The 22,383-nt window shown below is 72.7% G+C and carries 19 protein-coding genes; 14 read left to right on the forward strand and 5 right to left on the reverse strand.

Going from position 1 to position 22,383, the window contains the following annotated elements:
• Window positions 1-137 precede the first annotated feature (137 nt).
• The 14 genes from mraZ (at window position 138) to dnaJ (ending at window position 17,232) form a co-directional block, all read left to right on the forward strand.
• Entirely contained in the window at window positions 138-596 is a 459-nt protein-coding gene (gene mraZ, locus WMF19_RS09540; protein WP_012234291.1) for a division/cell wall cluster transcriptional repressor MraZ, read from the forward strand.
• A 20-nt stretch (window positions 597-616) separates the two neighbouring features.
• Window positions 617-1,540 (forward strand): 16S rRNA (cytosine(1402)-N(4))-methyltransferase RsmH, encoded by a 924-nt coding sequence (gene rsmH, locus WMF19_RS09545; RefSeq protein ID WP_437901608.1) that lies wholly within the window; start codon window positions 617-619, stop codon window positions 1,538-1,540.
• Window positions 1,537-1,890: a hypothetical protein gene (locus WMF19_RS09550; RefSeq protein WP_437328440.1), complete on the forward strand. Its 354-nt coding sequence runs from the start codon at window positions 1,537-1,539 to the stop codon at window positions 1,888-1,890. The genes rsmH and WMF19_RS09550 overlap by 4 nt, the downstream gene beginning before the upstream one ends.
• Window positions 1,887-3,974: a penicillin-binding protein gene (locus tag WMF19_RS09555; protein WP_437898798.1), complete on the forward strand. Its 2,088-nt coding sequence runs from the start codon at window positions 1,887-1,889 to the stop codon at window positions 3,972-3,974. The genes WMF19_RS09550 and WMF19_RS09555 overlap by 4 nt, the downstream gene beginning before the upstream one ends.
• The gene (locus WMF19_RS09560) at window positions 3,971-5,575 is read left to right on the forward strand and encodes a UDP-N-acetylmuramoyl-L-alanyl-D-glutamate--2,6-diaminopimelate ligase (protein WP_437898800.1); all 1,605 of its coding nucleotides are present in this window, start codon (window positions 3,971-3,973) and stop codon (window positions 5,573-5,575) included. Before WMF19_RS09555 ends, WMF19_RS09560 begins: the two co-directional genes overlap by 4 nt.
• On the forward strand, window positions 5,572-6,702 hold the full coding sequence (gene mraY, locus WMF19_RS09565; protein ID WP_012234296.1) for a phospho-N-acetylmuramoyl-pentapeptide-transferase: 1,131 nt from the start codon (window positions 5,572-5,574) through the stop codon (window positions 6,700-6,702). The genes WMF19_RS09560 and mraY overlap by 4 nt, the downstream gene beginning before the upstream one ends.
• Window positions 6,703-6,706: 4 nt before the next feature.
• On the forward strand, window positions 6,707-8,077 hold the full coding sequence (gene murD, locus WMF19_RS09570) for a UDP-N-acetylmuramoyl-L-alanine--D-glutamate ligase (RefSeq protein ID WP_437898801.1): 1,371 nt from the start codon (window positions 6,707-6,709) through the stop codon (window positions 8,075-8,077).
• A complete protein-coding gene (gene ftsW, locus WMF19_RS09575) occupies window positions 8,077-9,399 on the forward strand; it encodes a putative lipid II flippase FtsW (RefSeq protein WP_437901609.1) in 1,323 nt (440 codons plus the stop codon). Before murD ends, ftsW begins: the two co-directional genes overlap by 1 nt.
• Complete coding sequence (murG, locus tag WMF19_RS09580; RefSeq protein ID WP_437898803.1) at window positions 9,393-10,604, forward strand: undecaprenyldiphospho-muramoylpentapeptide beta-N-acetylglucosaminyltransferase; 1,212 nt, start codon at window positions 9,393-9,395, stop codon at window positions 10,602-10,604. The genes ftsW and murG overlap by 7 nt, the downstream gene beginning before the upstream one ends.
• Complete coding sequence (gene murC, locus WMF19_RS09585) at window positions 10,604-12,013, forward strand: UDP-N-acetylmuramate--L-alanine ligase (protein WP_272101351.1); 1,410 nt, start codon at window positions 10,604-10,606, stop codon at window positions 12,011-12,013. The genes murG and murC overlap by 1 nt, the downstream gene beginning before the upstream one ends.
• The gene (locus WMF19_RS09590) at window positions 12,010-13,029 is read left to right on the forward strand and encodes an FtsQ-type POTRA domain-containing protein (RefSeq protein WP_437898804.1); all 1,020 of its coding nucleotides are present in this window, start codon (window positions 12,010-12,012) and stop codon (window positions 13,027-13,029) included. Before murC ends, WMF19_RS09590 begins: the two co-directional genes overlap by 4 nt.
• A gap of 129 nt (window positions 13,030-13,158) precedes the next feature.
• The gene (gene ftsA / locus WMF19_RS09595) at window positions 13,159-14,481 is read left to right on the forward strand and encodes a cell division protein FtsA (RefSeq protein WP_437898806.1); all 1,323 of its coding nucleotides are present in this window, start codon (window positions 13,159-13,161) and stop codon (window positions 14,479-14,481) included.
• Between the two features lie 245 nt (window positions 14,482-14,726).
• A complete protein-coding gene (ftsZ, locus tag WMF19_RS09600; protein ID WP_437898807.1) occupies window positions 14,727-15,995 on the forward strand; it encodes a cell division protein FtsZ in 1,269 nt (422 codons plus the stop codon).
• Window positions 15,996-16,146: 151 nt separating this feature from the next.
• Window positions 16,147-17,232, forward strand: a complete 1,086-nt coding sequence (gene dnaJ, locus WMF19_RS09605) for a molecular chaperone DnaJ (protein WP_437800311.1) — start codon at window positions 16,147-16,149, stop codon at window positions 17,230-17,232.
• 141 nt (window positions 17,233-17,373) lie between these two features.
• Here the strand turns inward: dnaJ and WMF19_RS09610 are convergent, their stop codons facing one another.
• The 5 genes from WMF19_RS09610 to WMF19_RS09630 all read right to left on the reverse strand — a co-directional run bounded on the left by WMF19_RS09610 (window position 17,374) and on the right by WMF19_RS09630 (window position 22,362).
• Window positions 17,374-18,540, reverse strand: coding sequence for a PrsW family intramembrane metalloprotease (locus tag WMF19_RS09610; RefSeq protein ID WP_437898808.1), 1,167 nt, complete (start codon window positions 18,538-18,540; stop codon window positions 17,374-17,376).
• A gap of 40 nt (window positions 18,541-18,580) precedes the next feature.
• Complete coding sequence (locus tag WMF19_RS09615; protein WP_437898809.1) at window positions 18,581-19,453, reverse strand: hypothetical protein; 873 nt, start codon at window positions 19,451-19,453, stop codon at window positions 18,581-18,583.
• Window positions 19,450-19,689 carry a DNA gyrase inhibitor YacG gene (locus WMF19_RS09620; RefSeq protein WP_437898810.1) on the reverse strand — a complete coding sequence of 80 codons (240 nt, stop codon included), beginning with the start codon at window positions 19,687-19,689 and terminating at the stop codon, window positions 19,450-19,452. The genes WMF19_RS09615 and WMF19_RS09620 overlap by 4 nt, the downstream gene beginning before the upstream one ends.
• 126 nt (window positions 19,690-19,815) lie before the next feature.
• Entirely contained in the window at window positions 19,816-21,240 is a 1,425-nt protein-coding gene (locus WMF19_RS09625; protein ID WP_437898811.1) for a trypsin-like peptidase domain-containing protein, read from the reverse strand.
• Window positions 21,241-21,366: 126 nt separating this feature from the next.
• Window positions 21,367-22,362 (reverse strand): hypothetical protein, encoded by a 996-nt coding sequence (locus tag WMF19_RS09630; RefSeq protein ID WP_437898812.1) that lies wholly within the window; start codon window positions 22,360-22,362, stop codon window positions 21,367-21,369.
• Between the last annotated feature and the right edge of the window lie 21 nt (window positions 22,363-22,383).

Consider the following 22,383-nt stretch of genomic DNA (forward strand, 5'->3'; position numbering starts at 1 on the left):
ACACTCGCCACCTCACTCCGTAGCGTGGCGGAGCTTCGTGGGAAGAAGTGGCAGAGAATGTCACGACGCGGCGTGCGCCCGGTGGAGCAACGCGTCGCCAACCCCTCGGCGGGACGGACCAGCCGGAGCTGGGGTCGATGAGCACGATGTTTCGCGGTCACTTCGAGCACGCGATCGACGCGAAGGGGCGCACGAGCCTCCCTTCGCGCTTTCGCGATGTGCTCGCGGCCGCGAACGACCTGCGGATGGTCATCACCCCGGCCCTCTTCGACCCCTGCCTGCACGCGTACCCGATGAAGGCCTGGGAAGAGCTGGAGGCGAAAATTGCAGCACTTCCGCAATTTGATTCGAACGTTGTCGCATTCCGGCGCCGTTACCTGTCCGCGGCCGTCGAGTGTGACCTTGACAAGCAGGGCCGGATCCTCATCCCGCCGTCCCTCCGCGAGCACGCGGACCTCACGAAGGACGTGCTGTGGGCGGGCATGGGCCAGACGATCGAGCTCTGGTCGCAGGAACGGTGGAAGGCCGCTCAGCAGATGAGCGAGGTCGAGCTTCAGAGCTTCAAGAACGCAATCGCGGAGCAGTTCCGCCTATGAACGTCGTCAATGTAGTCCCCATGCACCTGCCTCCTCCGCCGCCGCGCCCGCGCGGCGAGCAGCACGTCTCCGTCCTCGGCCGCGAGGTGCTCGCGGCGCTCTCGCCGGTCAGCGAGGGCGTCTACGTCGACGCCACCCTCGGCGCCGGCGGCCACACAGCGACGATCCTCGAGACGCCCGGCGCCCGGGTCATCGGGATCGATCGCGACGAGCGCGCCCTCGCCATCGCGCGCGCCCGGCTCGCCCGCGCGGGGGAGCGGGTGACCTACGTTCACGGCGAGTTCTCCGAGATCGAGCGGCACCTCGCGGTCCTCGGCGTCCCGCAGGTGGACGGCCTCGTGGCCGACATCGGCGTGAGCTCCATGCAGCTCGACGACCCGGCCCGCGGCATGAGCTTCCGCGCGGAGGGGCCGCTCGACATGCGGATGGACCCGAGCCGCGGCGAGACGGCGCTCGAGCTCATCGAGCGGCTCAGCGACGAGGAGCTCGCGGACCTCATTTACCGCTACGGCGAGGAGCGCCGCAGCCGGAGGGTCGCGCGCTGCATCAAGCAGGCGGCCGACAGCGGCGAGCTCGCGACGACGCTCGATCTGCGGCGCGCCGTGGTGCGCGCCGTCGGGCCGGCGCGCATCGGCGGCGTCGATCCGGCGACGCGCACGTTCCAGGCGCTGCGCATCGCGGTGAACGGTGAGCTCGACCAGCTCGAGGCGCTGCTCGAGGCGGCGCCCAGGATCATCGCGCCGGGCGGCGTGCTCGCGGTGATCTCTTTCCACTCGCTGGAGGACCGCATCGTCAAGCGCGCGCTGCGTGAGCCGGAGATCTGGGAGCCGCTGACGAAGAAGCCGGTGACCGCGGGCGACGACGAGGTCGAAGGCAACCCGAGGGCCCGCAGCGCGAAGCTCCGCGCCGCGAGGCGCGTGGGCGGGGCGGAGGCGCTCGCGTGACGCAGCAGCGTCCGTTCCTGATCTTGTGGACGCTCGCGGTGGCCGCGACGGTGGCGGCGTTCGTCGTGCACCTCGCGCTGCGAGGGCGCACGGTGGACCTGGGCTACAAGCTCGGGCGAGCGCGCGCCGAGCAGGCGCGGCTGCGCGAGGTCAAGCGGGTGCTCTCGCTCGAGGCGGCCAGCTACGAGACGCCGCAGCGCGTGGAGATGGTCGCCCGCTCGCTGCTCGGCATGACGCCGCCCCCGCCCGAGCGCGTGATCCCGGTGCGGGGCTACTCGGCGCCGCCCGGCGAGCGCGAGCCCGACGGCGACGAGTCCGGCAGCGCGCCGCCGAGCGGAGGGCAGCCGTGAAGAACCTCGATCCCCGGCGCGCGCGGTGGATCCGCATCCGCATGGGGCTGCTCTGCGGCCTCATGGCGCTCGGCCTCGGCGGCGTCGTGTCCGGCGCCTACCGCATCGAGGTCGAGGACGGGGACGCGTGGTACGACCTCGCCGAGCGGCAGCGCCAGCGGCGGCTCCACATCACGCCGAAGCGCGGCACCATCTACGACAGGAACGGCGCGCCGCTCGCGGAGAGCGTCGAGGTGCCCAGCGTCTCCGTGGACGCGGTCGAGATGCTCCGCGGCATCGAGGAGAAGTACGTCCCGATGCGGATCCAGCAGTACGCCGAGCGCATCGCGCAGGCGCTCTCGCTGCCGCTCGAGGAGGTCGTGGAGAAGCTCAGCCGGAGGCGCCGCTTCGCGTGGCTCAAGCGCCGCATCTCCGAGCAGGAGGTCGAGAACGTCCGCGCGCTCGGCGACAGGACGCAGCGCTACCCGGTGCGCGGGCTCGTGATCGAGGGCGAGGGGCGCCGCTTCTACCCGAACCGCGAGCTCGCCGGCCCGCTGCTCGGCTTCGTCGCCACCGACGGCGAGGGCAAGGAGGGGATCGAGCTCAGCCTGGAGCACGAGCTCCGCGGCAACGCGTCGGAGGTGCGCGGGCTCCGCGATCGCTCGGGCCGGCTCATCTTCTCGGAGGGGATCGAGGACGAGCAGGCGCTCGCCGGGCACAACGTCCACCTGACGATCGACAAGGGTATCCAGTTCACCGCCGAGCGCGAGCTCGAGGCGGCGATGAAGACCTACGAGGCGCTCGGCGGGTCGATCGTGGTCGTCGATCCGGAGAGCGGCGAGATCCTCGCCATGGCGAGCGCGCCGGGCTTCAACCCGAACGACTACTCGCAGAGCGATCCGGGGTCCCGGCGCAACCGCTGCGTCGTCGATCGCTTCGAGCCCGGCTCCACGATGAAGGTGTTCGCCATCGCGAGCGCGATCGCGGCGAAGAGCGTCTCCCCCAGCGCGACCATCTACTGCGAGGAGGGGAACATGGCGATCGACAACGTCGTGATCCACGACACGCACGTGCACAAGTGGCTGACGTTGCCGCAGATCCTCGCCCAGTCGTCCAACATCGGGACGGCGAAGATCGCGCTCGGGCTCGGCGAGCAGCGGCTCTACGAGGGCTTCCGTCGGTTCGGCTTCGGAGACCTGACGGGCGTGCCGCTGCCGGGCGAGTCCGTGGGCGTGCTGCGGCCGCGCGGCCGCCCCTGGGTCCAGGTCGAGACGGCGGCGGCCGCGTTCGGGCAGGGGATCAGCGTGACCACGCTCCAGCTCGCGATGGCCATGGCGTCGGTCGCCAACCACGGGCGGCTGCTCGAGCCGATCCTGATCAAGCGGGTCACCGACGGCACCGGCGTCACGCTGTCGGAGGCGTCGCCGCGCGTGCGCCGCGACGCGGTGCCGGCGCCGATCGCGCGGATGATGTCGGAGATGCTCGTCGCGGTGACGGAGGGGGACGGGACCGGCGTCGAGGCCGCGATCCCTGGGTTCCGCGTCGCGGGGAAGACGGCCACCGCGCAGAAGATCGATCCCGCGACGGGCAAGTACACGGACACCCACTACGTGGCGTCGTTCGTCGGGTTCGTCCCGGCCGAGCGGCCTCGGCTCACCATCGCGGTGGTGCTCGATGAGCCGATGGGCGGCACGTACGCCGGCGGCTCGGTCGCGGCGCCCGTCTTCCGTCGGGTCGGTGAGATGGCGCTGCGCTACCTGGGCGTTACCCCGCGCGGGAGCGTGCCGATGAAGCTGTCGGAGATCAGCGAGCAGTCGGGGGAGGACCTCGCGGCGAGCACCTACCAGGTGCTGAGCGAGGCGCGCGCCGCGGCGGCGCCGATCTCGACGGGGGTGGTCACGCCGTCCGCGCCGCTCAAGGCGGGGGAGCTGCGCGTGCCGGATCTGACGGGGCTGCCGCAGCGCGAGGCCGTGAAGAGCGCCGCTGCGCTCGGGCTCGATCCGAGCGTCGAGGGCACGGGCCGGCTCGCGCGCCAGGAGCCCCCGCCCGGGACCGTGCTGCCGAAGGGATCGCCCCTGAAGCTCATCTTCGAGCCCCCCACATGACGGAGCGCGATCACAAGGAAGGCAGCCTGGGCGAGGTCGAGCTCGCGCTCCGCCTCGGCGACGTGCTGCGCGAGATCCCGGGCGCCGCGCTCTCTCCGGCGGGCGCCGCGGACATGGTCGTGACGGGCGTGCACCTCGACTCGCGCAAGGTGGGGCAGGGGGACATCTTCGTCGCGCGCGCGGGCGCGCGCGCTCACGGCGAGCGCTTCATCCCCGAGGCCGTGGCGCGCGGCGCGCGGGCGGTGATCGTCGCCCGCGGGAGCGCGGCCGACACGCTCGGCGCCGCGCGCGTCGAGGTCCCCGACGTGCCGCTCGCGCTCGCGCAGGCCGCCGCCGTGGTCTACGGACACCCGACCTTCACGCTCGAGGTCGTCGGCATCACCGGCACGAACGGCAAGACGACGACGGCCCACCTCGTCCAGGCCTGCATCGATCGGTGCGGTGGCCAGGCCGGGATCGTCGGGACGCTCGGCTACCGCTTCGGCGATCTCGATGTCCACGCCTCGCACACGAGCCCCGAGGCGGACGAGCTCGCCCGCGTCGCCGCCGCGATGGTCGCCCGCGGCGCGACGCACCTCGTGATGGAGGTGTCCTCGATCGCGCTCGCGGCGAAGCGCGTCGACGCGGTCCGGTTCCGGATCGCCGTCTTCACGAACCTCACGCAGGATCACCTCGACTACCACGGCACGATGGAGGCGTACGCGGCGGCGAAGGCGCGCCTGTTCGTGGATCTCGGCCCCGGCGCCGCGGTCATCAACGTCGACGATCCCTTCGGGCGGCAGCTCGTCGAGATGCTCGCCCCGGGCGGGCTCTCGCGCCCGACCGCGGCGACGCTCGCGCGCTACTCGGCGGAGGTGGGCGCGCGCCCGGACGCGGCGGAGATCGCGCCCGTCGAGCTCGCGCACAGCGCGAGCGGCACGTTCATCCGCGCCCGCACGCCCGCCGGCGAGGTCACCATCCGCTCCCACCTGCTCGGCGCGCACAACGCGTCGAACCTGCTCGCCGCCCTCGCCGTCGCCTACCTGCTCGGGTTCGACGTCGGCGACGCCGCCGCGGCGCTCTCGTCTCCGATCCAGGTCGCGGGTCGCCTGGAGCGCTGCGACACCCCGGGCTCCGACGATGTGATCGTGCTCGTCGACTACGCGCACACGCCGGACGCGCTGGCCCGCGTGCTCGCGAGCGTCCGCGCCCTCGGCGGCGGGCGTACCCTCTGCGTCTTCGGGTGCGGCGGCGACCGCGATCCGCTGAAGCGGCCGCAGATGGGCGAGGCGGTCGGCCGCGCCGCCGACGTCGCCGTCGTCACCAACGACAACCCGCGGAGCGAGGACCCGCGCGCGATCGCCGACGCCATCCTGCCGGGGCTCGCCGCGGGGCGCGCGCGCGTCGTCGTCGAGCTCGATCGAGCGCGCGCGATCGAGCTCGCGGTGCTCGACGCCGAGCCGGGGGACGTGGTCCTCATCGCCGGCAAGGGCCACGAGCCGTACCAGATCCTCGGCGGCGTCACGCTGCCGTTCGACGATCGCGACGAGGCGCGGCGCGCGCTCGCGGCGCGCCGCGCGCGGGCCCTCGGCGACCAGCCGCCGCACGGAGGTGCGGGGTGATCTACGAGCTCTTCTACCCGCTCAAGTTCCACTACGGCTGGCTGAGCTGGCTCAACGTCCTCCGCTACATCCCGTTCCGCACGATCATGGCGACGATCACCGCCATGGTGCTGACGTTCGTGCTCGCGCCGTGGTTCATCCGCGAGCTCCGGCGCAAGCAGATCGGGCAGGTGGTCCGCGCCGAGGGGCCGGAGACGCACAAGATCAAGGCGGGCACGCCGACGATGGGCGGCGCGCTCATCCTGCTCTCCCTGCTGCTCCCCACCGTGCTGTGGGCCGACCTCAGGAACCCCTTCGTCCTCGCGACGACGGCCGTCACCGCGGGCTACGGCGTCATCGGCTACCTGGACGACTTCCTCAAGATCAAGCGGCGGAACAGCGGCGGCCTGCCCGGGCGCTACAAGCTCATCGGCCAGGTGCTCATCGGCGGCGCGGCCGTCGCCTACACGTTCCTGCTCGCGTCCAAGCTCCCGCCGGACTGGGCGGAGATCAGGACGCGGCTCGCGATCCCGTTCGTCGCGTTCTCGAAGTACCCGATCGAGCTGCCGCTCTACGTCTACATCCCGTTCGCCGTCTTCGTCGTGGTCGCCACGTCGAACGCGGTGAACCTCACCGACGGCCTCGACGGCCTCGCGATCGGCCCGGTGATCATCAACGCGGGGACCTACCTCATCCTCGCGTACATCGTCGGCGCCTCCATCGCGAGCTTCTCGCTCGCGACCTACCTCGACATCCCGGCGATCGCGTCGGCCGGCGAGCTGTCGGTGTACTGCGGCTCGGTCATCGGCGCGGGGATCGGCTTCCTTTGGTACAACACGTACCCCGCCCAGGTCTTCATGGGGGACGTCGGGTCGCTCGCCCTCGGAGGCGGGCTCGGGATGCTCGCCGTCTTCACCAAGAACGAGCTCCTGTCGATCATCCTCGGGGGGATCTTCTTCATCGAGACGGTCAGCGTCATCACGCAGGTCCTCTCGTTCAAGCTCACAGGCAAGCGCGTCTTCTTGATGGCGCCGATCCACCACCACTACGAGAAGAAGGGGTGGGCGGAGCCCAAGATCATCGTCCGCTTCTGGATCATCTCCATCCTCCTGGCGCTGGTCTCCCTGGCGTCGATGAAGCTGCGGTGAGGGCATGATGGACGTCCGCGGGCGAACAGTGATCGTCGTGGGGCTCGGCCGGAGCGGCGTCGCGGCCGCGCGCCTCCTGAACGCGCGCGGCGCGCGCGTGATCGCGAACGACGGCGCGCCGCGCGAGCGGCTCTCCGCCGCGGCCGCGGCCCTCGAGGGCGAGGGCGTCGCCCTCGCGCCGGGAGGGCATGACCCGGCGCTGTTCGACGGCGCCGACCTCGTGGTCGTCTCGCCGGGCGTGCCGTCGTTCCCCGCGCTCGACGCCGTCGCTCGCTCCGGGCGCGAGGTCATCGGCGAGCTCGAGCTCGCCTCGCGCTTCGTCTCGGCGCCCGTCGTGCTCGTCGGCGGGACCAACGGCAAGAGCACGACGACGGCGCTCACGGGCGCGATGCTCGAGCGGGCCGGCCTGCGCACGTTCGTCGGCGGCAATTTCGGGACTCCCCTCGCCGAGGTCGTCGACCAGACGTGGGACGTCCTCGTCCTCGAGATCTCGAGCTTCCAGGCGGAGCGCGTCCCGACGCTGCACGCCCGCGCCCACGCGCTGCTGAACATCACGGACGATCACCTCGACCGCTACCCGAGCTTCGCGGCGTACGCCGACGCGAAGGGCAACCCGTTCGAGCGCATGACGCCCGACGACGTCGCGGTCGTCCCCCTCGGCGACGAGCTCGTCGCCCGCCAGGCGGCGCGCGGGCGCGCCCGCGTCGTGACGTTCAGCGCGCGCGACGCCCGCGCGGACGTGAGCGCCGCGGGGGACGCGATCGTCGACCGCGTCGCCGGCGCGAGCTACCCGCTGGATCGCGTGCGGCTCACGGGCGCGCACAACCTCGCGAACGCCTGCGCCTCCGTCGCGCTCGCCGCCGCGCTCGGCGCCCCCGCGGCGGCTATCGGCGACGCGCTCTCGAGCTTCGAGGGGCTCGCGCATCGGACCGCGCTCGTCGCGGACGTCGACGGGGTCCGCTATTACGACGACTCGAAGGGGACCAACGTCGGCGCCTCCGTCGCCGCGCTCTCTGGCCTGCGCGAGGCGAAGGCCGTCCTGATCGCGGGCGGGCGCGACAAGCTCGGCGACTACGCCCCGCTCGTCTCGGCGCTGCGCGAGCGGGGGCGCGCCCTCGTCGTCCTCGGCGAGGCCGCGGACCGCATCGCCGCTGCGGCCGCCGGCGCCCTGCCGATCGCGCGGGCGGGCTCGATGGAGGAGGCGGTCCTGGCGGCGCGCTCCCTCGCGCGGCCGGGCGACGCGGTGCTGCTCAGCCCCGCGTGCTCCAGCTTCGATATGTTCCGCGACTACAAGGACCGCGGCGACGCCTTCGTCCGCGCGGTCCGCGAGCTCCAGGGAGCTGCCGGCGGGGCCGCCGGGGAGGTGGCGTCGTGATGTCGTGGAGCGGCGCGTTCGGCGCGCGCGGCGATGCACCCAAGAACCGGCACGTCGGTCCCCCGGACCAGGAGAAGGCGGCGCCGGGCGGGATCGCGGCGGCCGCCGAGGCCTTCTGGAAGGTGCGATCGAGCCCGTCGGGGCCGGTCGACGCCCTGCTCGCGGCGGTCGTCACGGCCCTCATCGGCTTCGGCGTGGTGATGGTCTACAGCGCGAGCGCCGTCGAGGCGACGGTGCGCTACAAGGACGCCCAGTTCTTCCTCAAGCGTCAGGCGGTCTACGCGGTCCTCTCGGTCGCCGCGATGTGGATCACGAGCCGCATCGATCACCGCCGGCTCAAGGTCCTCACGTACCCGGTGCTCATCACCGTCACGGCGATGCTGGTCGCCTGCGTGGCGGGGCTCGGCCACAAGGCCGGCAACGCCTACCGCTGGATCTCGCTCGGCCCGGTCCACGTGCAGCCGGCCGAGGTGGCCAAGCTCGGCATCGTGCTCTGGCTCGCCTACTCGCTGTCGAAGAAGGCCGAGCGCATCAAGTCGTTCTCCGTCGGCTTCCTCCCGCACCTCCTCGTCGTCGGGCTCTTGATGCTCCTCTGCCTCAAGCAGCCCGACTTCGGCAGCGCTGTCGTGCTGCTCTTCCTGACCTTCACGCTGCTGTTCGTGGCGGGCGCGCGCGTCCCGTACATCGCCGCGTTCTCCATGCTGCTGGCGCTCGCCGGCGCCGCGCTCGTTCGCTTCAGCGGCTACCGCTACGCGCGCTACCTCGCGTGGATCGACATGGACAACAACCGCGCGGACCTCGCCTACCAGCCGTTCCAGTCGGTCATGAGCTTCGGCTCGGGCGGGCTCTTCGGCCTCGGCCTCGGGCGAGGGCTGCAGGTGCTCTACCTGCCGGAGGCGCACACCGATTTCGTGTCCGCGATCGTCGGCGAGGAGCTCGGCTTCGTCGGCATCGTCGGCCTGTGCGCGGCATACCTCGTCATCGTCTCGCGGGGCGTGAAGATCGCCCTCGAGGCGGCCGATGACTACGGCAGCTTCATGGCGTTCGGCATCGCGACGCTCTTCGGGGTGCAGGCGATGACGAACCTCGCCGTCGCGATGGCGATCCTCCCCACGAAGGGGCTCACGCTGCCGTTCCTCAGCTATGGCGGCTCCTCGTTGCTCGTGAACGCCGTGGCCGCAGGCATCCTGCTCAGCATCAGCCGGTCGCGGACCGTCGTGGCCTCCGAGAAGAGCGGCGAGGCGGGCGCTGCGCCGATCCCGCACGCGCCGAGCGCGTCGGCCGTGGTCGCCGCGTCGGCCGAGGAGGGCGGCACATGGTGACCGTGCTCATCGCCGGAGGCGGCACCGGCGGCCACGTCTTCCCGATGATCGCCGTGGGCGACGCCGTCCGCGCTGCGGCGCCCGAGGCGCGCGTCGTCTACGTCGGCACCGCGCGCGGCATCGAGGTGCGCGTGATGGGCGAGCGCGGCGACAGCCTCGAGCTGCTCCACGTCCTGCCGCTCCGCGGGGGCGGCCTCTCCGGCTTCGTGCGCGGCGCTGCCCGCGCGGGCAGCGTCCTCCCGGAGGCGAGGCGGCTCGTCGAGCGGCTCGACGCCCGCGTGGCGCTCTCGCTCGGCGGGTACGCCGGCGGACCGGTCTCCCTCGCGGCCCGCTCGCTCGGCGTGCCGGTCGCGATCCTGGAGCCGAACAGCGTCCTCGGGCTCTCGAACCGGCTGCTCTCGCCCATCGTCGACCGCGCGTACGTCGCCTTCCCGGAGACGGCGCGCGCGCTGCGCCCGAGCACCGTGCGCCTCTTCGGCGTCCCCCTCCGGCGCGCCTTCGCCCGCGCCCCGTACGCGCCGCGCGAAGGCGCGCTCCGCCTGCTGGTGCTCGGCGGCAGCCAGGGCGCGCTGGCGCTGAACGACGTCGTCCCTCGCGCGATCGCGCGAGGCCGCGAGCGCGGCGTCGAGATCGAGGTGGTGCACCAGACGGGCAGGGATCGCGAGGCCGCGGTCCGGTCGCTCTACGCCGAGCTCGGCCTCGCAGGGCGCGCGCGCGTCGTCCCGTTCATCGACGACGTGGCGGAGGCGCTCGCCGCGGCCGACGTCGTGATCGCCCGCGCGGGCGCGTCGACGCTCGCCGAGCTCTGCGCCGTCGGGCGCCCTTCAATCCTGATTCCCTACCCGTTCGCGGCCGACAATCACCAGCTGAGGAACGCGCAATCCCTCGAGCGGGCCTCCGCCGCGGTCGCGATCGCCCAGGGCGACGCCACGGAGGCGCGCCTCGCCGACGAGATTGCCCGGCTCGCGGCCGCCCCGGCGCTCCGCGCCCGCATGGCGGACGCCGCGGCGGCCTTCGGCACGCCGGACGCCGCGGCGCGCGTCGCCGCCGATCTGCTCGAGCTCGCGCGGGCTCCGCGCCACCGCGCGCTGCGCTTCCCCACCCTCGGCGCTCGCGGTGAGCGCGTCGACGAGGCGCAGCGCGGCGTCGTGACGAACCAGGCCGCGCCGCTCGGCGCTGGCCTCGGCTGGGAGGAGGCAGGTTGATGTTCCGCGGTCGCGTTCGCCACGTCCATTTCGTCGGCATCGGGGGCGTCGGGATGAGCGGCCTCGCCGAGATCCTGCGCTCGCTCGAGTTCGAGGTCTCCGGCTCGGATCTCAAGGAGAGCTCGACGACGCGGCGGCTCACGTCGCTCGGCGTCCGGATCGACATCGGCCACCGCGCCGAGAACGTCCGCGGCGTCGATGTCGTCGTGTACTCGAGCGCCATCCGCCCCGAGAACCCCGAGCTCACCGAGGCGCGCGCGCTCGGCACCCCGGTGATCGGGCGCGCGGAGATGCTCGCCGAGCTGATGCGCGTGAAGTACGGCGTCGCGATCGCGGGCTCGCACGGCAAGACCACGACGACCTCCCTGGTCGCCACCGTCCTGCGCGCCGCCGGCCTCGATCCCACCGTCGTCGTCGGCGGCAAGATGGCGGCGCTCGGCACGAACGCGCGGCTCGGCGCCGGTGACCTGCTCGTCGCCGAGGCCGACGAGAGCGACGGATCGTTCCTGCGGCTCACCCCGACGATCGCGGTGGTCACCAACATCGACCCCGAGCACCTCGATCACTACGGCACGCACGAGCGCATCAAGGACGCCTTCGTCGAGTTCGCCGCGCGCGTCCCGTTCTACGGGCTCGCCGTGCTCTGCCTCGACCACCCGCACGTCCAGGATCTGCTCCCGCGCATCCCGCGCCGCCACGTCACGTACGGCGTCTCGCCGCAGTCGGACTACTCGGCGCGCGGCATCCAGTTCCGCGGCCTCGAGACGAGCTTCAACGCGTACCGCCGGGGGGAGCCGCTCGGCGGCTTCACGGTGAAGATGCCGGGCGCGCACAACGTCCTCAACTGCCTCGCCACCATCGCGGTCGCGGACGAGCTCGAGGTGCCGCTCGACGTCACCAAGCAGGCGCTGGCCACGTTCGGCGGCGTCGCTCGCCGCTTCACGGTCGTCGGATCGATCGGCGGCGTCACGATGATCGACGACTACGGCCACCACCCGGCCGAGATCCGCGCCACCATCGACGCGGCCCGCCGGGCGTTCCCCGGCGAGGATCACCGCGTCGTCGTGGCCTTCCAGCCGCACCGGCACACCCGCACGCGCGATCTCTTCGACGAGTTCACGCGCGCCTTCAACCAGGCCGACGTCCTGCTCGTCACGGACATCTACGCCGCGGGCGAGCCGCCGATCCCCGGCGTCACCGCGGACCGCCTCGTCCAGTCGATCCGGGAGCACGGCCACCATGACGCGCGCTTCATCGCCGACAAGGCCGACCTCCCGGAGGCCCTCGAGAAGATCGTCCGGCCCGGCGACGTGGTCATCGCGCTCGGCGCGGGCGACGTGAACGCGTGCGTGCGGGGGCTCAAGGCGCGGCTCGAGGCGAAGTCTCCGCCGCAGGAGGGCAGCTCATGACCGAGCGTCCCAGCGCGCCCCCGCCGAACCGCCGCCGCACGCTGCCCTCGGTGCCCGCGGCGCCGCCGGTCCGGGCGGCCTCCGCGCGCGGCTCGAAGCCCGAGCCCGTCGCGGCGGTGCCGCCGAAGAACGAGCGCGTGCGCGCGTCGACCCCGTCGTCGCACGAGTCGCCGGCCCCGCCGGCGACGAGCGTCTCCGTGCGCCCGCCGCGCCCGTCGACGAAGGACGGCGCGCCCCCCGCGGCGCGCCCTCGGCGGCCGATCGCGCGCCACCTCCGCGCGCTGCAGCTGCTCGCGGGCGCCACCGTCGTGCTCGTCGCCTCGACCGCCGTCGCGTGGGGCGCGCGCCGCTACATCGTGTCGAGCCCTCGCTTCGCCGTGCGCACGGTGCTCGTCGACGGCGTCCAGCGCCGGACCGCTGAGCAGGTGGCCAGCTCCGGCGGCATCGAGGTGGGCAAGAACATCTTCACGCTCGATCTCGAGCTCGCCGGCGCCTCGATCGCCACCGACCCCTGGATCGAGAAGGCGACGGTCACGCGCAGGCTCCCCTCGACGATCCACGTCGACGTCGTCGAGCGGGAGGCGCAGGCCATGGTCGCGATCGGCGGCGATCTCTACCTCGCGACGCGCGACGGCGAGCTCTTCAAGGAGCTCGCCGAGGACGACCCGGTCGACCTCCCCATCGTCACGGGGATCACCGGCGAACAGGTGGCGCGGGATCGCCCCGGCGTCGTCATCGCGGTCCGGAGCCTGCTCGACGTGGTCGAGGACCTGGAGCGCGCCGGCGTCGCGCGCCGCTATCCGACCCAGGAGCTCCACGTCGAGCGGGACGGGTCGATCGTCGTCACCATCGGAAAGGAGGCGATCTCGCTCCACCTCGGGCAGCCGCCCTACCGGGACAAGGTCGCCCAGGCGTCGCGGGTGCTCACCGAGCTCGCCCAGCGAAAGGCGAGCGCGTCGGTGATCTTCCTCGACAACGACGCGCACCCCGAGCGCGTCGTGGTGAGGATGAGATGAGCGCCGTCGGGCCCGCTCTCCGCGCCGGCGATCGCCGAGCAAAACTTGGCCGGTGCTGCTGGCTCATGGCAGCGTCGTGCCCGCCTTACACGCGCATGGGGCTCGTCCCCGCATGAGGTGGTGCACGCAATGAAGAGCCGGATGGAGACTACTGAGATCGTCGTCGGACTCGACATCGGGACGACCAAGGTCTCGGCGGTCGTTGGCGAGATCGACGCTGATGGGATCACCATCCTCGGGGTGGGCAACGTCCCGTGCCGCGGCCTGCGGAAGGGCGTGGTGAGCAACATCGACTGGACGGTGCGCTCGATCGCCGAGGCGATCGAGGCCGCCCAGACGATGGCGGGCGTCGAGATCCGCACCGTGTATGCCGGCGTCGCGGGCAGCCACATCCGCTGCCAGCAGTCCGACGGCGTCGCCGCGGTCTCCGGCGGCGAGGTCACGCGGCTGGACGTCGAGCGCGTCCTCGAGGGCGCGCGGGCCATCCCGGTCGACGCCGATCGTCAGATCCTGCACGTCCTGCCGCGCGAGTTCACGGTCGACAACCAGGACGGCATCCGCGACCCGGTCGGGATGAGCGGCGTCCGGCTCGGGGTGAAGGTGAACCTGATCACCGCCGCGACCTCGTGCGTGCAGAACGTCGTCCGCTGCGCGGAGCGCTGCGGCCTCACCGTGGCCGACGTGGTGCTGGAGCCGCTCGCCAGCGCCGAGGCGGTCCTCTCCGAGGACGAGAAGGAGATCGGCGTCGCCATCATCGACATCGGCGGCGGTACGACCGACCTGCTCCTCTACGTGGACGGCGGAATCGCGCACGCCAGCGTGATCCCGGCGGGCGGCAACAACGTGACGGCCGACATCGCCGCCGGGCTGCGCACGCCGATGGGCGAGGCCGAGCGCCTGAAGCGCAACGCCGGCTGCGCCCTGGGCCGAATGGTGGGCGACGAGGAGGAGATCGAGGTCCCCGGCGTCGGCGGGCACATGCCGCGCAAGGCGGCGCGCCGCGTCCTGTCGGACATCATCGAGCCGCGCGTCGAGGAGATCTTCGCGGTCATCCGCAAGCGGATCGAGGACACGGGGATGCTCGAGCAGCTCTCGGCCGGCGCGGTGGTCACCGGCGGCGGCGTCCTCATGGAAGGGATGACGGAGTTCGCCGAGGAGATCCTCGGGATGCCCGTGCGCCTCGGCGTGCCGGTCGGCGTGCGAGGCATCACGCAGCTCGTGGCCGGCCCGCAGTACGCGACCGGCGTGGGCCTCGTTCAGTACGGCGCCAACGCACTCGCGCAGGCGCGCGCGCTCACGCCGGTGACGCTCGACGCCGGCCACGCAGGACGCGCGGAGATCCGTCGCGAGAAGCTCCGCGAGCGCGAGCTGCGCCGAGATGTCGTCGAAGAAATGACGATTGAAAAGAGGTCGAGCGGGAGGTTCTGGAACTGGCTTCGAGCAGCATTCTAGGCATGACGTGGCAAGAGAAAGTTGTTAGAGAATTGGGTTTGAGAGGGTCCGATAGCGCACCGGCGATCGCTCTTGAACGCGAAGTCAAGAGGGTTTGAAGCGCGGTGTTCGAAGGGGAAGAGGCGCCCCTCCGAAGACCGTCCGGAGCGAGGACTTCCTCGCGCACTGAGGGTTCCGAGCCGCTCGACCTCCGCAGGGGTCGGCGCCGGGCCGAGCGGCTAGCTGTACTTCCCCGGGAGGAGTTCATGAGTTTCTCCATCGAGTTTGCCGACGAGCACACCGGGTACGACGCCCGGATCAAGGTCATCGGTTGTGGCGGTTCTGGCGGCAATGCAGTCAACACGATGATCAACTTCGGCCTCGAGGGCGTGGAGTTCATCGTCGTCAACACCGACGCCCAGGCGCTCGGCGCGAGCCTCGCTCCGACCAAGCTCCACATCGGGGCGAGCGTCACGCGTGGTCTCGGCGCGGGCGCCGATCCCGAGAAGGGCCGCAAGGCGGCGCTCGAGGACGTGACGCGCGTCAAGGAGTGCATCCAGGGCGCGGACATGGTGTTCGTCACCGCGGGGATGGGCGGCGGCACGGGCACGGGCGCCGCGCCGGTCATCGCGCAGCTCGCGCGCGAGGAGGGCTGCCTCACCGTCGGCGTCGTGACGAAGCCGTTCTTCTTCGAGGGCAAGCAGCGCTCGCGCCGCGCCGAGCTCGGCCTCGCGATGCTCGCGGAGCACGTCGACACGCTCATCACGATCCCGAATCAGAAGCTCCTCTCGCTCGGCGACGAGGACCTCTCGTTCGTCGAGGCGTTCCGCAAGGCGGACGAGGTGCTCTATCAGGCGATCAAGGGCATCAGCGATCTCATCACGCAGAACGGGATCGTGAACGTCGACTTCGCGGACGTGAAGACGGTGATGTCGAACATGGGCCGCGCGCTCATGGGCACCGGCTGCGCGAAGGGGCAGGGCCGCGCTCGCCTCGCCGCCGAGATGGCCGTCAGCTCGCCGCTGCTCGACGACATCTCGGTCGAGGGCGCGACCGGCGTGCTCATCAACATCGTCGGCGGCCCCGACATGCGGATGCGCGAGATCGAGGAGGCCGCGACGCTCGTGCAGGAGCAGGCGCACGAGGACGCGAACATCATCTTCGGCGCGACGATCGACGAGAACATGGGCGAGATGATCAAGGTCACGGTCATCGCGACCGGCTTCGATCACCTCGTCGCCGAGGTCCCGCAGCAGCTCGCGAGCGCCGCGCAGCCGCGCGCCACCGCGCACTCGATCGGAGCGTCGCTGGCCGCGGCGGCAGGGCCGATGTCGGGCCGCTCCGCCCCGAGCGTTCCTCCCATGCCCATGACGCAGCGCCAGCCGCACCGGCACGAAGAGGTCGCGTATCCGACCACCCGCCGGCCCGCGCCGCAGGTGCAGGCGGCAGGCGGCGGCCCGCGCGACCGCGCGAGCTTCGTCCCTCCGCTCGACTCCGACTGGGACACGCCCGCGTTCCAGCGCCGGGGCCAGTAGCAGCGCCGCAGCCCGCACGGAAGAACTCCCGCTGCGCAGCCACCGCGGGCGTTCACGCTGTATTACGCGTTGACAGGCGCGCACGACGACTTATGGTCAGCCGGCGCCTGTGCCCGCTGTCGGGCAGGATCGACGCGGCGGTCCACGATTCATGAGTGAAAAGCGCGACTTCTACGAAGTTCTTGGCCTCGCGCGGGACGCGACGCCTGACGACATTCGCAAGGCCTATCGTCAGGCTGCGTTGAAGAACCATCCGGACCGGAACCCCGGCGATGCGTCGGCGGAGGCCCGCTTCAAGGAGGCCACGGAGGCGTACCAGGTCCTCTCCGATGAGGAGAAGCGCAGGCGGTACGACCAGTTCGGGCACGCCGGTCTCGAGGGGATCGGCGGCGCGGCCGACGGCGACATCTTCTCTCACTTCCAGGACATCTTCTCGGAGTTCTTCGGCGGCTTCGGCGGCGGGCAGCGCCGGCGGCGCGGGCCCGCGCGCGGCCAGGACATCCGGGTTCAGCAGCGGCTCTCGCTGCGGGACGCGTTGCTCGGCTGCAAGCGGGAGGTCGTCCTGCGGACGCCGGTGGCGTGCGACGACTGCTCCGGCTCGGGGGCGAAGCCGGGGACCAAGCGAAAGCCGTGCGGTACGTGCGGCGGCGCCGGGCAGGTCTCGACCTCGCGCGGGTTCGTGATGTTCACCCAGACGTGCCCTGAATGCTCGGGCGAGGGGTCTGTCATCAAGACGCCTTGCGCCACCTGCAAGGGGTTCGGCGCGGTCGAGAAGACGCGGAAGGTCGTCGTCAATTTCCCGGCCGGCATCGACGGCGGCCAGCGGCTCAGGGTACCGGGGCAGGGCATGCCGGGCGCCCAGGGCGCGCCGCCCGGCGATCTGTACGTCGACGTCGATCTCGCCGCGGACGAGCGCTTCGAGCGCGACGGGCTCGACCTCATCACGCGCGCGCCCATCTCCTTCGCCGACGCGGCGCTCGGCAGCACGGTCAAGATCGACCTGCCGGACGACACGGCGGTCGACGTCGAGGTCCCGGCGGGCGTGCAGCCCGGCGAGGTGATCTCGGTCAAGGGCAAGGGCGCGCCCCGGATCGACGGTCGCGGCCGCGGAGCGCTCCAGGTGATCATCCAGGTCGAGGTGCCGCGGAACCTGTCGCCTGCGGCGCAGGAGCTGCTCCGCAGGTTCCAGGACGAGGTAGCCAAGCAGCAGCCGGCGGCGAAGGCGGCGACCGCGTAGCGCTGCTGGTCGACGAGCTGCGGCCAGCGCTGCGGCGTGGGGCGGCGCTGCGCGGAGACGAAGTCGGGGACGCGCGGGCGCGGCGCCGACGACCGGCGAGCTGGCAGGATTTCCGGCGCCAGGCGTGAGCCTGCGGCGCGTTCAGCGCGTCGTGCCGATCCAGGCGCCTGCGCAAGCGAGGCTGAAGGCGATGGGGGCGAGCGCGGCCGCGAACACGACGGCGACGGGCGCCGCGAGGCCGAGCAGCACGAGAGAACCGAGGATGGCGAGCGCCGCCGAGGCGGCCGGCTCCAGGATGCTGCCCGTCGACGAGGCCCGGGCGACGAGATAGCCAGCCACGGGAAAGGCTGCGATCGCCCCTGCGACGAGCAAGAGGAGCGGCGCCGCCGCGGCGGTCGAGGCGTCGCCCCGGTCCACCGCCGCGAAGTCGACGCCGAAGCGGTGGCCGAGCGCGACAGCGGCCGCGAGCGCGGTCGTCATCACCCCGACCGTGACGAGCGCGCCGAAGGCGATCCACGTGAGCGTCACCGGTCGTTCGGTGCGTCTGAGCGCCTCACGCAACGTTCCGAGCGACGGCGGAGCGATTCGCGGAAGGAAGCGGCGCTCCCTGCGCTGCGAGCTGTGCGGCGACGCGCCTCGGCGGAGCAGGTCGCGGGCCGCGAGGAAGGTCACGAGGCCGGTGCCGAGGAGCACCGGCGCCGCGATCAAGAGCGCGACCGGGCGGCACGCAAAGACGATGTAGTCGTAGGCGCCGTTGAGCAGCATCGCGCCGAGCCACATGGCGTTGAAGCGACGGCCGCCCAGCGGCCGCGTGCGCTCGCGGCCCAGCGCGTAGCCCCAGAGCGAGGCGAAGAAGAGGTGCGCCGGCACGGCGAGGAGGGCCCGCGCGATGTCGAGCGGGTCCAGCGGCCGGCCCCACAGGTACACGGCGTTGCGGGCCGACACGAACCCGAGCGCCGCGGCGGCCGCGTAGACGAGCCCATCGAACGGCTCCTCCACCGCGCGCAGCCGCGCGAACGGCGCGACCGCCGCCACCTTGAGCCCCTGCTCCAGCGGCGCCGTGACCACGAAGATGTAGACGAGCGTGACGGCGTCGAGCGTGCTGGCGGACTTGTCGAGGCCTTGCCAGCGCTGGAGGAAGGTCTCGATGAGCAGCGCCGGCACGAACGCGAGCGCGCCGAGCAACGCGGTCCCCACCGCGAATCGGCGCCTGCCATAGAGGCGCTGCGACCAGACGAGGAGCGCGGCCAGCCCTCCGAGCGGCGCGGCGACGGTGGCGAGCCAGAGGAGCGCGGCGGCGGCGTTCATGGGCGCGAGGGGCGGGACGGCGGAGCTGGCTTCGCTGCGGCTAGAAGTGGAGCCCGGCGACCGCGGTCAGGGCGAGCGCCGAGCCCACGCTGGAGCCCTCGGCCGCGAGCAGATCGGCCTTGGCTTGCTGAGGCGCGGCGGCTCCGCCCTTGATCCGATCGATCGCGGCCGTGGAGAGCCCCGGCCTGGTCAGCGCCAGGAGCTCCCAGCTCGCGTTCGCGCCGATCGAAAAGACCGGCGACAGGTAGAGGTCGAGCCCGCCGGAGACCCTTCCGTAGAAGCCGCGGATCGCGATGGCGTCGGCCGCGCCGCTCACCGCGCTCTTGACGCTGCCGAGGCCGGCGTAGCCGAAGCCCAGATCGACGTGCGGGTCGAGCCTGCCGAGCGGCAGGTGCATGCCGAGCTCGCCGCCGAGGGTGAAGAGCTGCCAGTCGCTGAAGAACCCGACCCGTCCGCGGGCGCCCAGCGTGAAGTACAGGAGCCGGACGCCGACCCCGGCGCCGACGACGCCCCCGTTCGCCGCGCTCGAAACGAACCCGGCCGTGAAGTCGTCCTCGTCGATGTTGAACGTCTGGAGACCGACGTTCTCGTAGCCCCCCTCGACGTTCAGCCAGACGATCTCGAGGCCGCGCCCCGAGTCCCGCTCCTTGGCCTCGTCGAGGCGGTGCTCCGTGCCATCGGGGGCGGCGGGCTCTGGCTCGGGCGTGGTCATCGGAGGGGGCGGCGCCAGGCCTCCGGCCTGCATCGATGGATCGTACGGGTTCGGCTGCGCGGCCGCGGCGCCGGTGGGCGAGGCAGCGCCGACGCTCGTCGAGGTCCCCGGGAGCGGCTGCCCCTGCTGTGCCAGGGCCGCGGAGGTCATGGACGCCGACGTGAGAACGGTGAGCAAGCAAAGCGCGCGACGAGCGATCATTCGTCCTCTTCCTGGATGTTCCCGTCGAGTCCGTCGGTTCGTCCCTTCGATTCCAGGGTCTCGGCATCCCCTGTCAATGAGACGGGCGGGCCAGGCACCCGGTAGCCACCGTCGAGCCAGCGGCCGAGGTCCACCAGCTTGCACTGAGGCGAGCAGAACGGAAAGACCGGGTTCTCGGGCCTGAGCCCCGCCGACTTGCGGCAAATCGGGCACCTCGCGCCTGCCAAAGCTCCCATCCGGCGTAACGTAGCAGCGTCCATTGCGGGCATGTAGCCCGCGCTCGGTGAGCGGCTGGCCCGCGCTCGGTGAGCAGCTGGCCCGCGCTCAGCGCGCTGGACCGAGCTCGCAGCCGCGACGCCCGCTCAGCGCGCCGGGACCGCGAGGTAGCGGGGCGCGCCGTGGCGCCGTACCCGCAACAGGAGATCCTGGTGTGCCGCCGCGCCCAGGCGCGCGGTCAGGTCGGCGCCGCCACGCACCGGCGCGCCGTTCAGGTCGAGCACCACGTCGCCCACCTCGAGGCGGCCAGCCGCGGGGCTCCGAGGCGCGATCGACTCGATGCGCGCTCCTTCCAGCGCGTCGCTCGCCAGCACGCCGAACGGCGGCTGTTCGGCGTCCCTCGGCGCGCGATCGTCCGGCGCGCGCCAGCTCGGCGACGGCTCGTGGGGGGCCGACGGATCGAGCTTCATCGTCGCGCGCCGGTCCGCGCCGTCGCGCTTGTAGATGAGCTCCACCTCGTCTCCCGGCTTGGCTCGCCGGAGGATGCGCGCGAGCTCGCGCGCGTGCTCGACGCGGCGCCCCTCGACCGAGGTGATCACATCGCCCGGCCTGAAGCCCAGCCGCGATCCGGGGCCCTCCGGCTCGACCTCCGTGATCAGCGCGCCCATCGGCCCTGGCAGCCGGAGCACCCGCGCGAGCTGCGAGGTCACCTCCTGGAAGCTGATCCCGATGCGCCCCCGGTCCACGCGGCCCGTCTCCCGCAGCTCGGGCAGGATCTCGAGGACCTCGTCGATCGGCAGGGCGAAGCTGATGCCGCGGCCATCGGCGTGGATCGCCGTCGCGATGCCGATCACCTGCCCCGTCGCGTCGAAGAGCGGCCCGCCGCTGTTTCCCGGGTTGATGGCGGCGTCGGTCTGGAGGAAGCCGTCGAGGCTCCCCGTGCCCATGGGCCTCGACGTCGCGCTGATGATGCCGCGGGTCACCGTCGGTCCGAGCCCGAACGGGCTCCCGATCACGATGACGCCGTCGCCAGGCCGGACCGGCGCGCTCGATCCGAGGGAGGCGACCCTCAGCGACCCCGCTCCGAGCAGCTTCAACAGCGCCACGTCAAGCGTCGGATCCCGACCGACCACGGTCGCCTCGAAGGCGCGCTCGTCCGAGAGCTGCACCTCGATGCCGAACGCGTCGCCGATCACGTGATCGCTCGTCAGCACGAGCCCTTCTTCGGCGATCACGAACCCGGATCCGATCGCCCGCTCCACCCGCTGCCCACGGCCTTCGAACGGGAGCGCCGGACTCGCGCGCCCCTCTGGAAACGAAGGCGCGCGCAGGGTGATGATGGTCACCACCACCGGCCGCACCTGCTCGACCAGCGCAGGCAGGGTCATCGTGCTGCGGGCCGCCGGCGGCTCGGGCGGCGATTCCGCGCGCAGGACCGAGCACGGCGCGCTCACCGCGCCGCGGGGCGATGGAGGGGGCGAGAGCGCGGCTGCCCGGTCGTTGCAGGCAGCGAGCGGTGCGGTCCCGAGGAACCCGACACACGCCCATGCGGCAGCGCGGAGCCGTCCCACGCGCCCGACGTAGAGCCTCGAGGCGGGACCGCAAGCGCGCAAGGACCGCCCGCTGGAGAGCGCTCCGCGCCGCGGCCGAGCTGCCCCGTGGGCCGGACGAGGCGGCAAGCGCGGCGCGCCGGCCGCTCAGCCAGGAGGCGCGCCTCGCGCGACCTCCGTGCGCACCACCTGGACGACGACCTCCACCAGGCGACCGCCGGGCTGGACGAACGACGCCTTGCCGCGCCCTCCTTCGAAGCGCCACGCCAGATCGGCAGGAGCGCCCGTCTCTCCTGCGCCTTCGCCGACGCGGACGACGGCGCTCACCTCCAGCGTCTGTTTTCCCGCCGTCACGGCGCCCCGGGCCACGGCGAACGTCCCGGCGCCGAGCAGCGCGATCGTCCGCTTCGCCAGGTTGCTCAGGTGTCGCGCGGGCTCTTCCCCTCCCGGCTCCGGACGCCACGTCGCGATGTGCCCCGCGTCGTCGATGTCGATCACGAAGCGCGCCTTCCCCGCGCTGCCGGGCGGGAGCGTCGCCCAGATCGGATCCGCCTGGCACGCGGGCGGGATGGCCCTCGTGAAGGCGCGCCCGAGGTTGCGTACAGCGCTGACGCCGGCCGCCCCGAAGTCGCCCTCGCCGTCCTCTCCGGCGCCGGCGCTCGTCCGCGGGGCGGCGGAGCGCGCCGGTGCGCCGGCTTCCCCGCTCGTCGCGGGCTCCCGGCGTCGCTCTGCGGGCCGAGGCGTCGCCTTGGCCCGGGGCGTCGCCGTCGGCCGAGGCGCTGCCTGGCCGCGCGGCGCGGCCGTCATGGGCGGCGCCGGCTCGCCGCCGGCCGCTGCATGGCGCTCTGCGGGCGCCGCGGGCCTGGCATCGGCCGGAGCGGGCGCCGTTGGCATGCTCGTCGGCCCGTCGCGCCCGGCGGCCTCGTCGCGCCCGCTGCGAGCGTCGCTCGGGCGCGCGGCGCCGCCGCTGCCCGGCAGCGCGGCCGTGAGCCCGGTCCAGAGATCGATCGGCTCGCGCTCTGCCGCCGGCGCGGCGGGATCGCGGGCGGGCACCTCCGGCGACAGCCGCGCCGAGCTCCACGCGCCCAGATGGACGAGCGTCGAAACGAGGAGCGCCGGCAGCATCGCTCGTTGATCGCGCATCGGCTCGCACCCCGCCCTTCG

It is taken from the genome of Sorangium sp. So ce124 (genome assembly GCF_051525235.1).
In the GTDB taxonomy this organism is placed as follows: domain Bacteria; phylum Myxococcota_A; class Polyangia; order Polyangiales; family Polyangiaceae; genus Sorangium; species Sorangium atrum.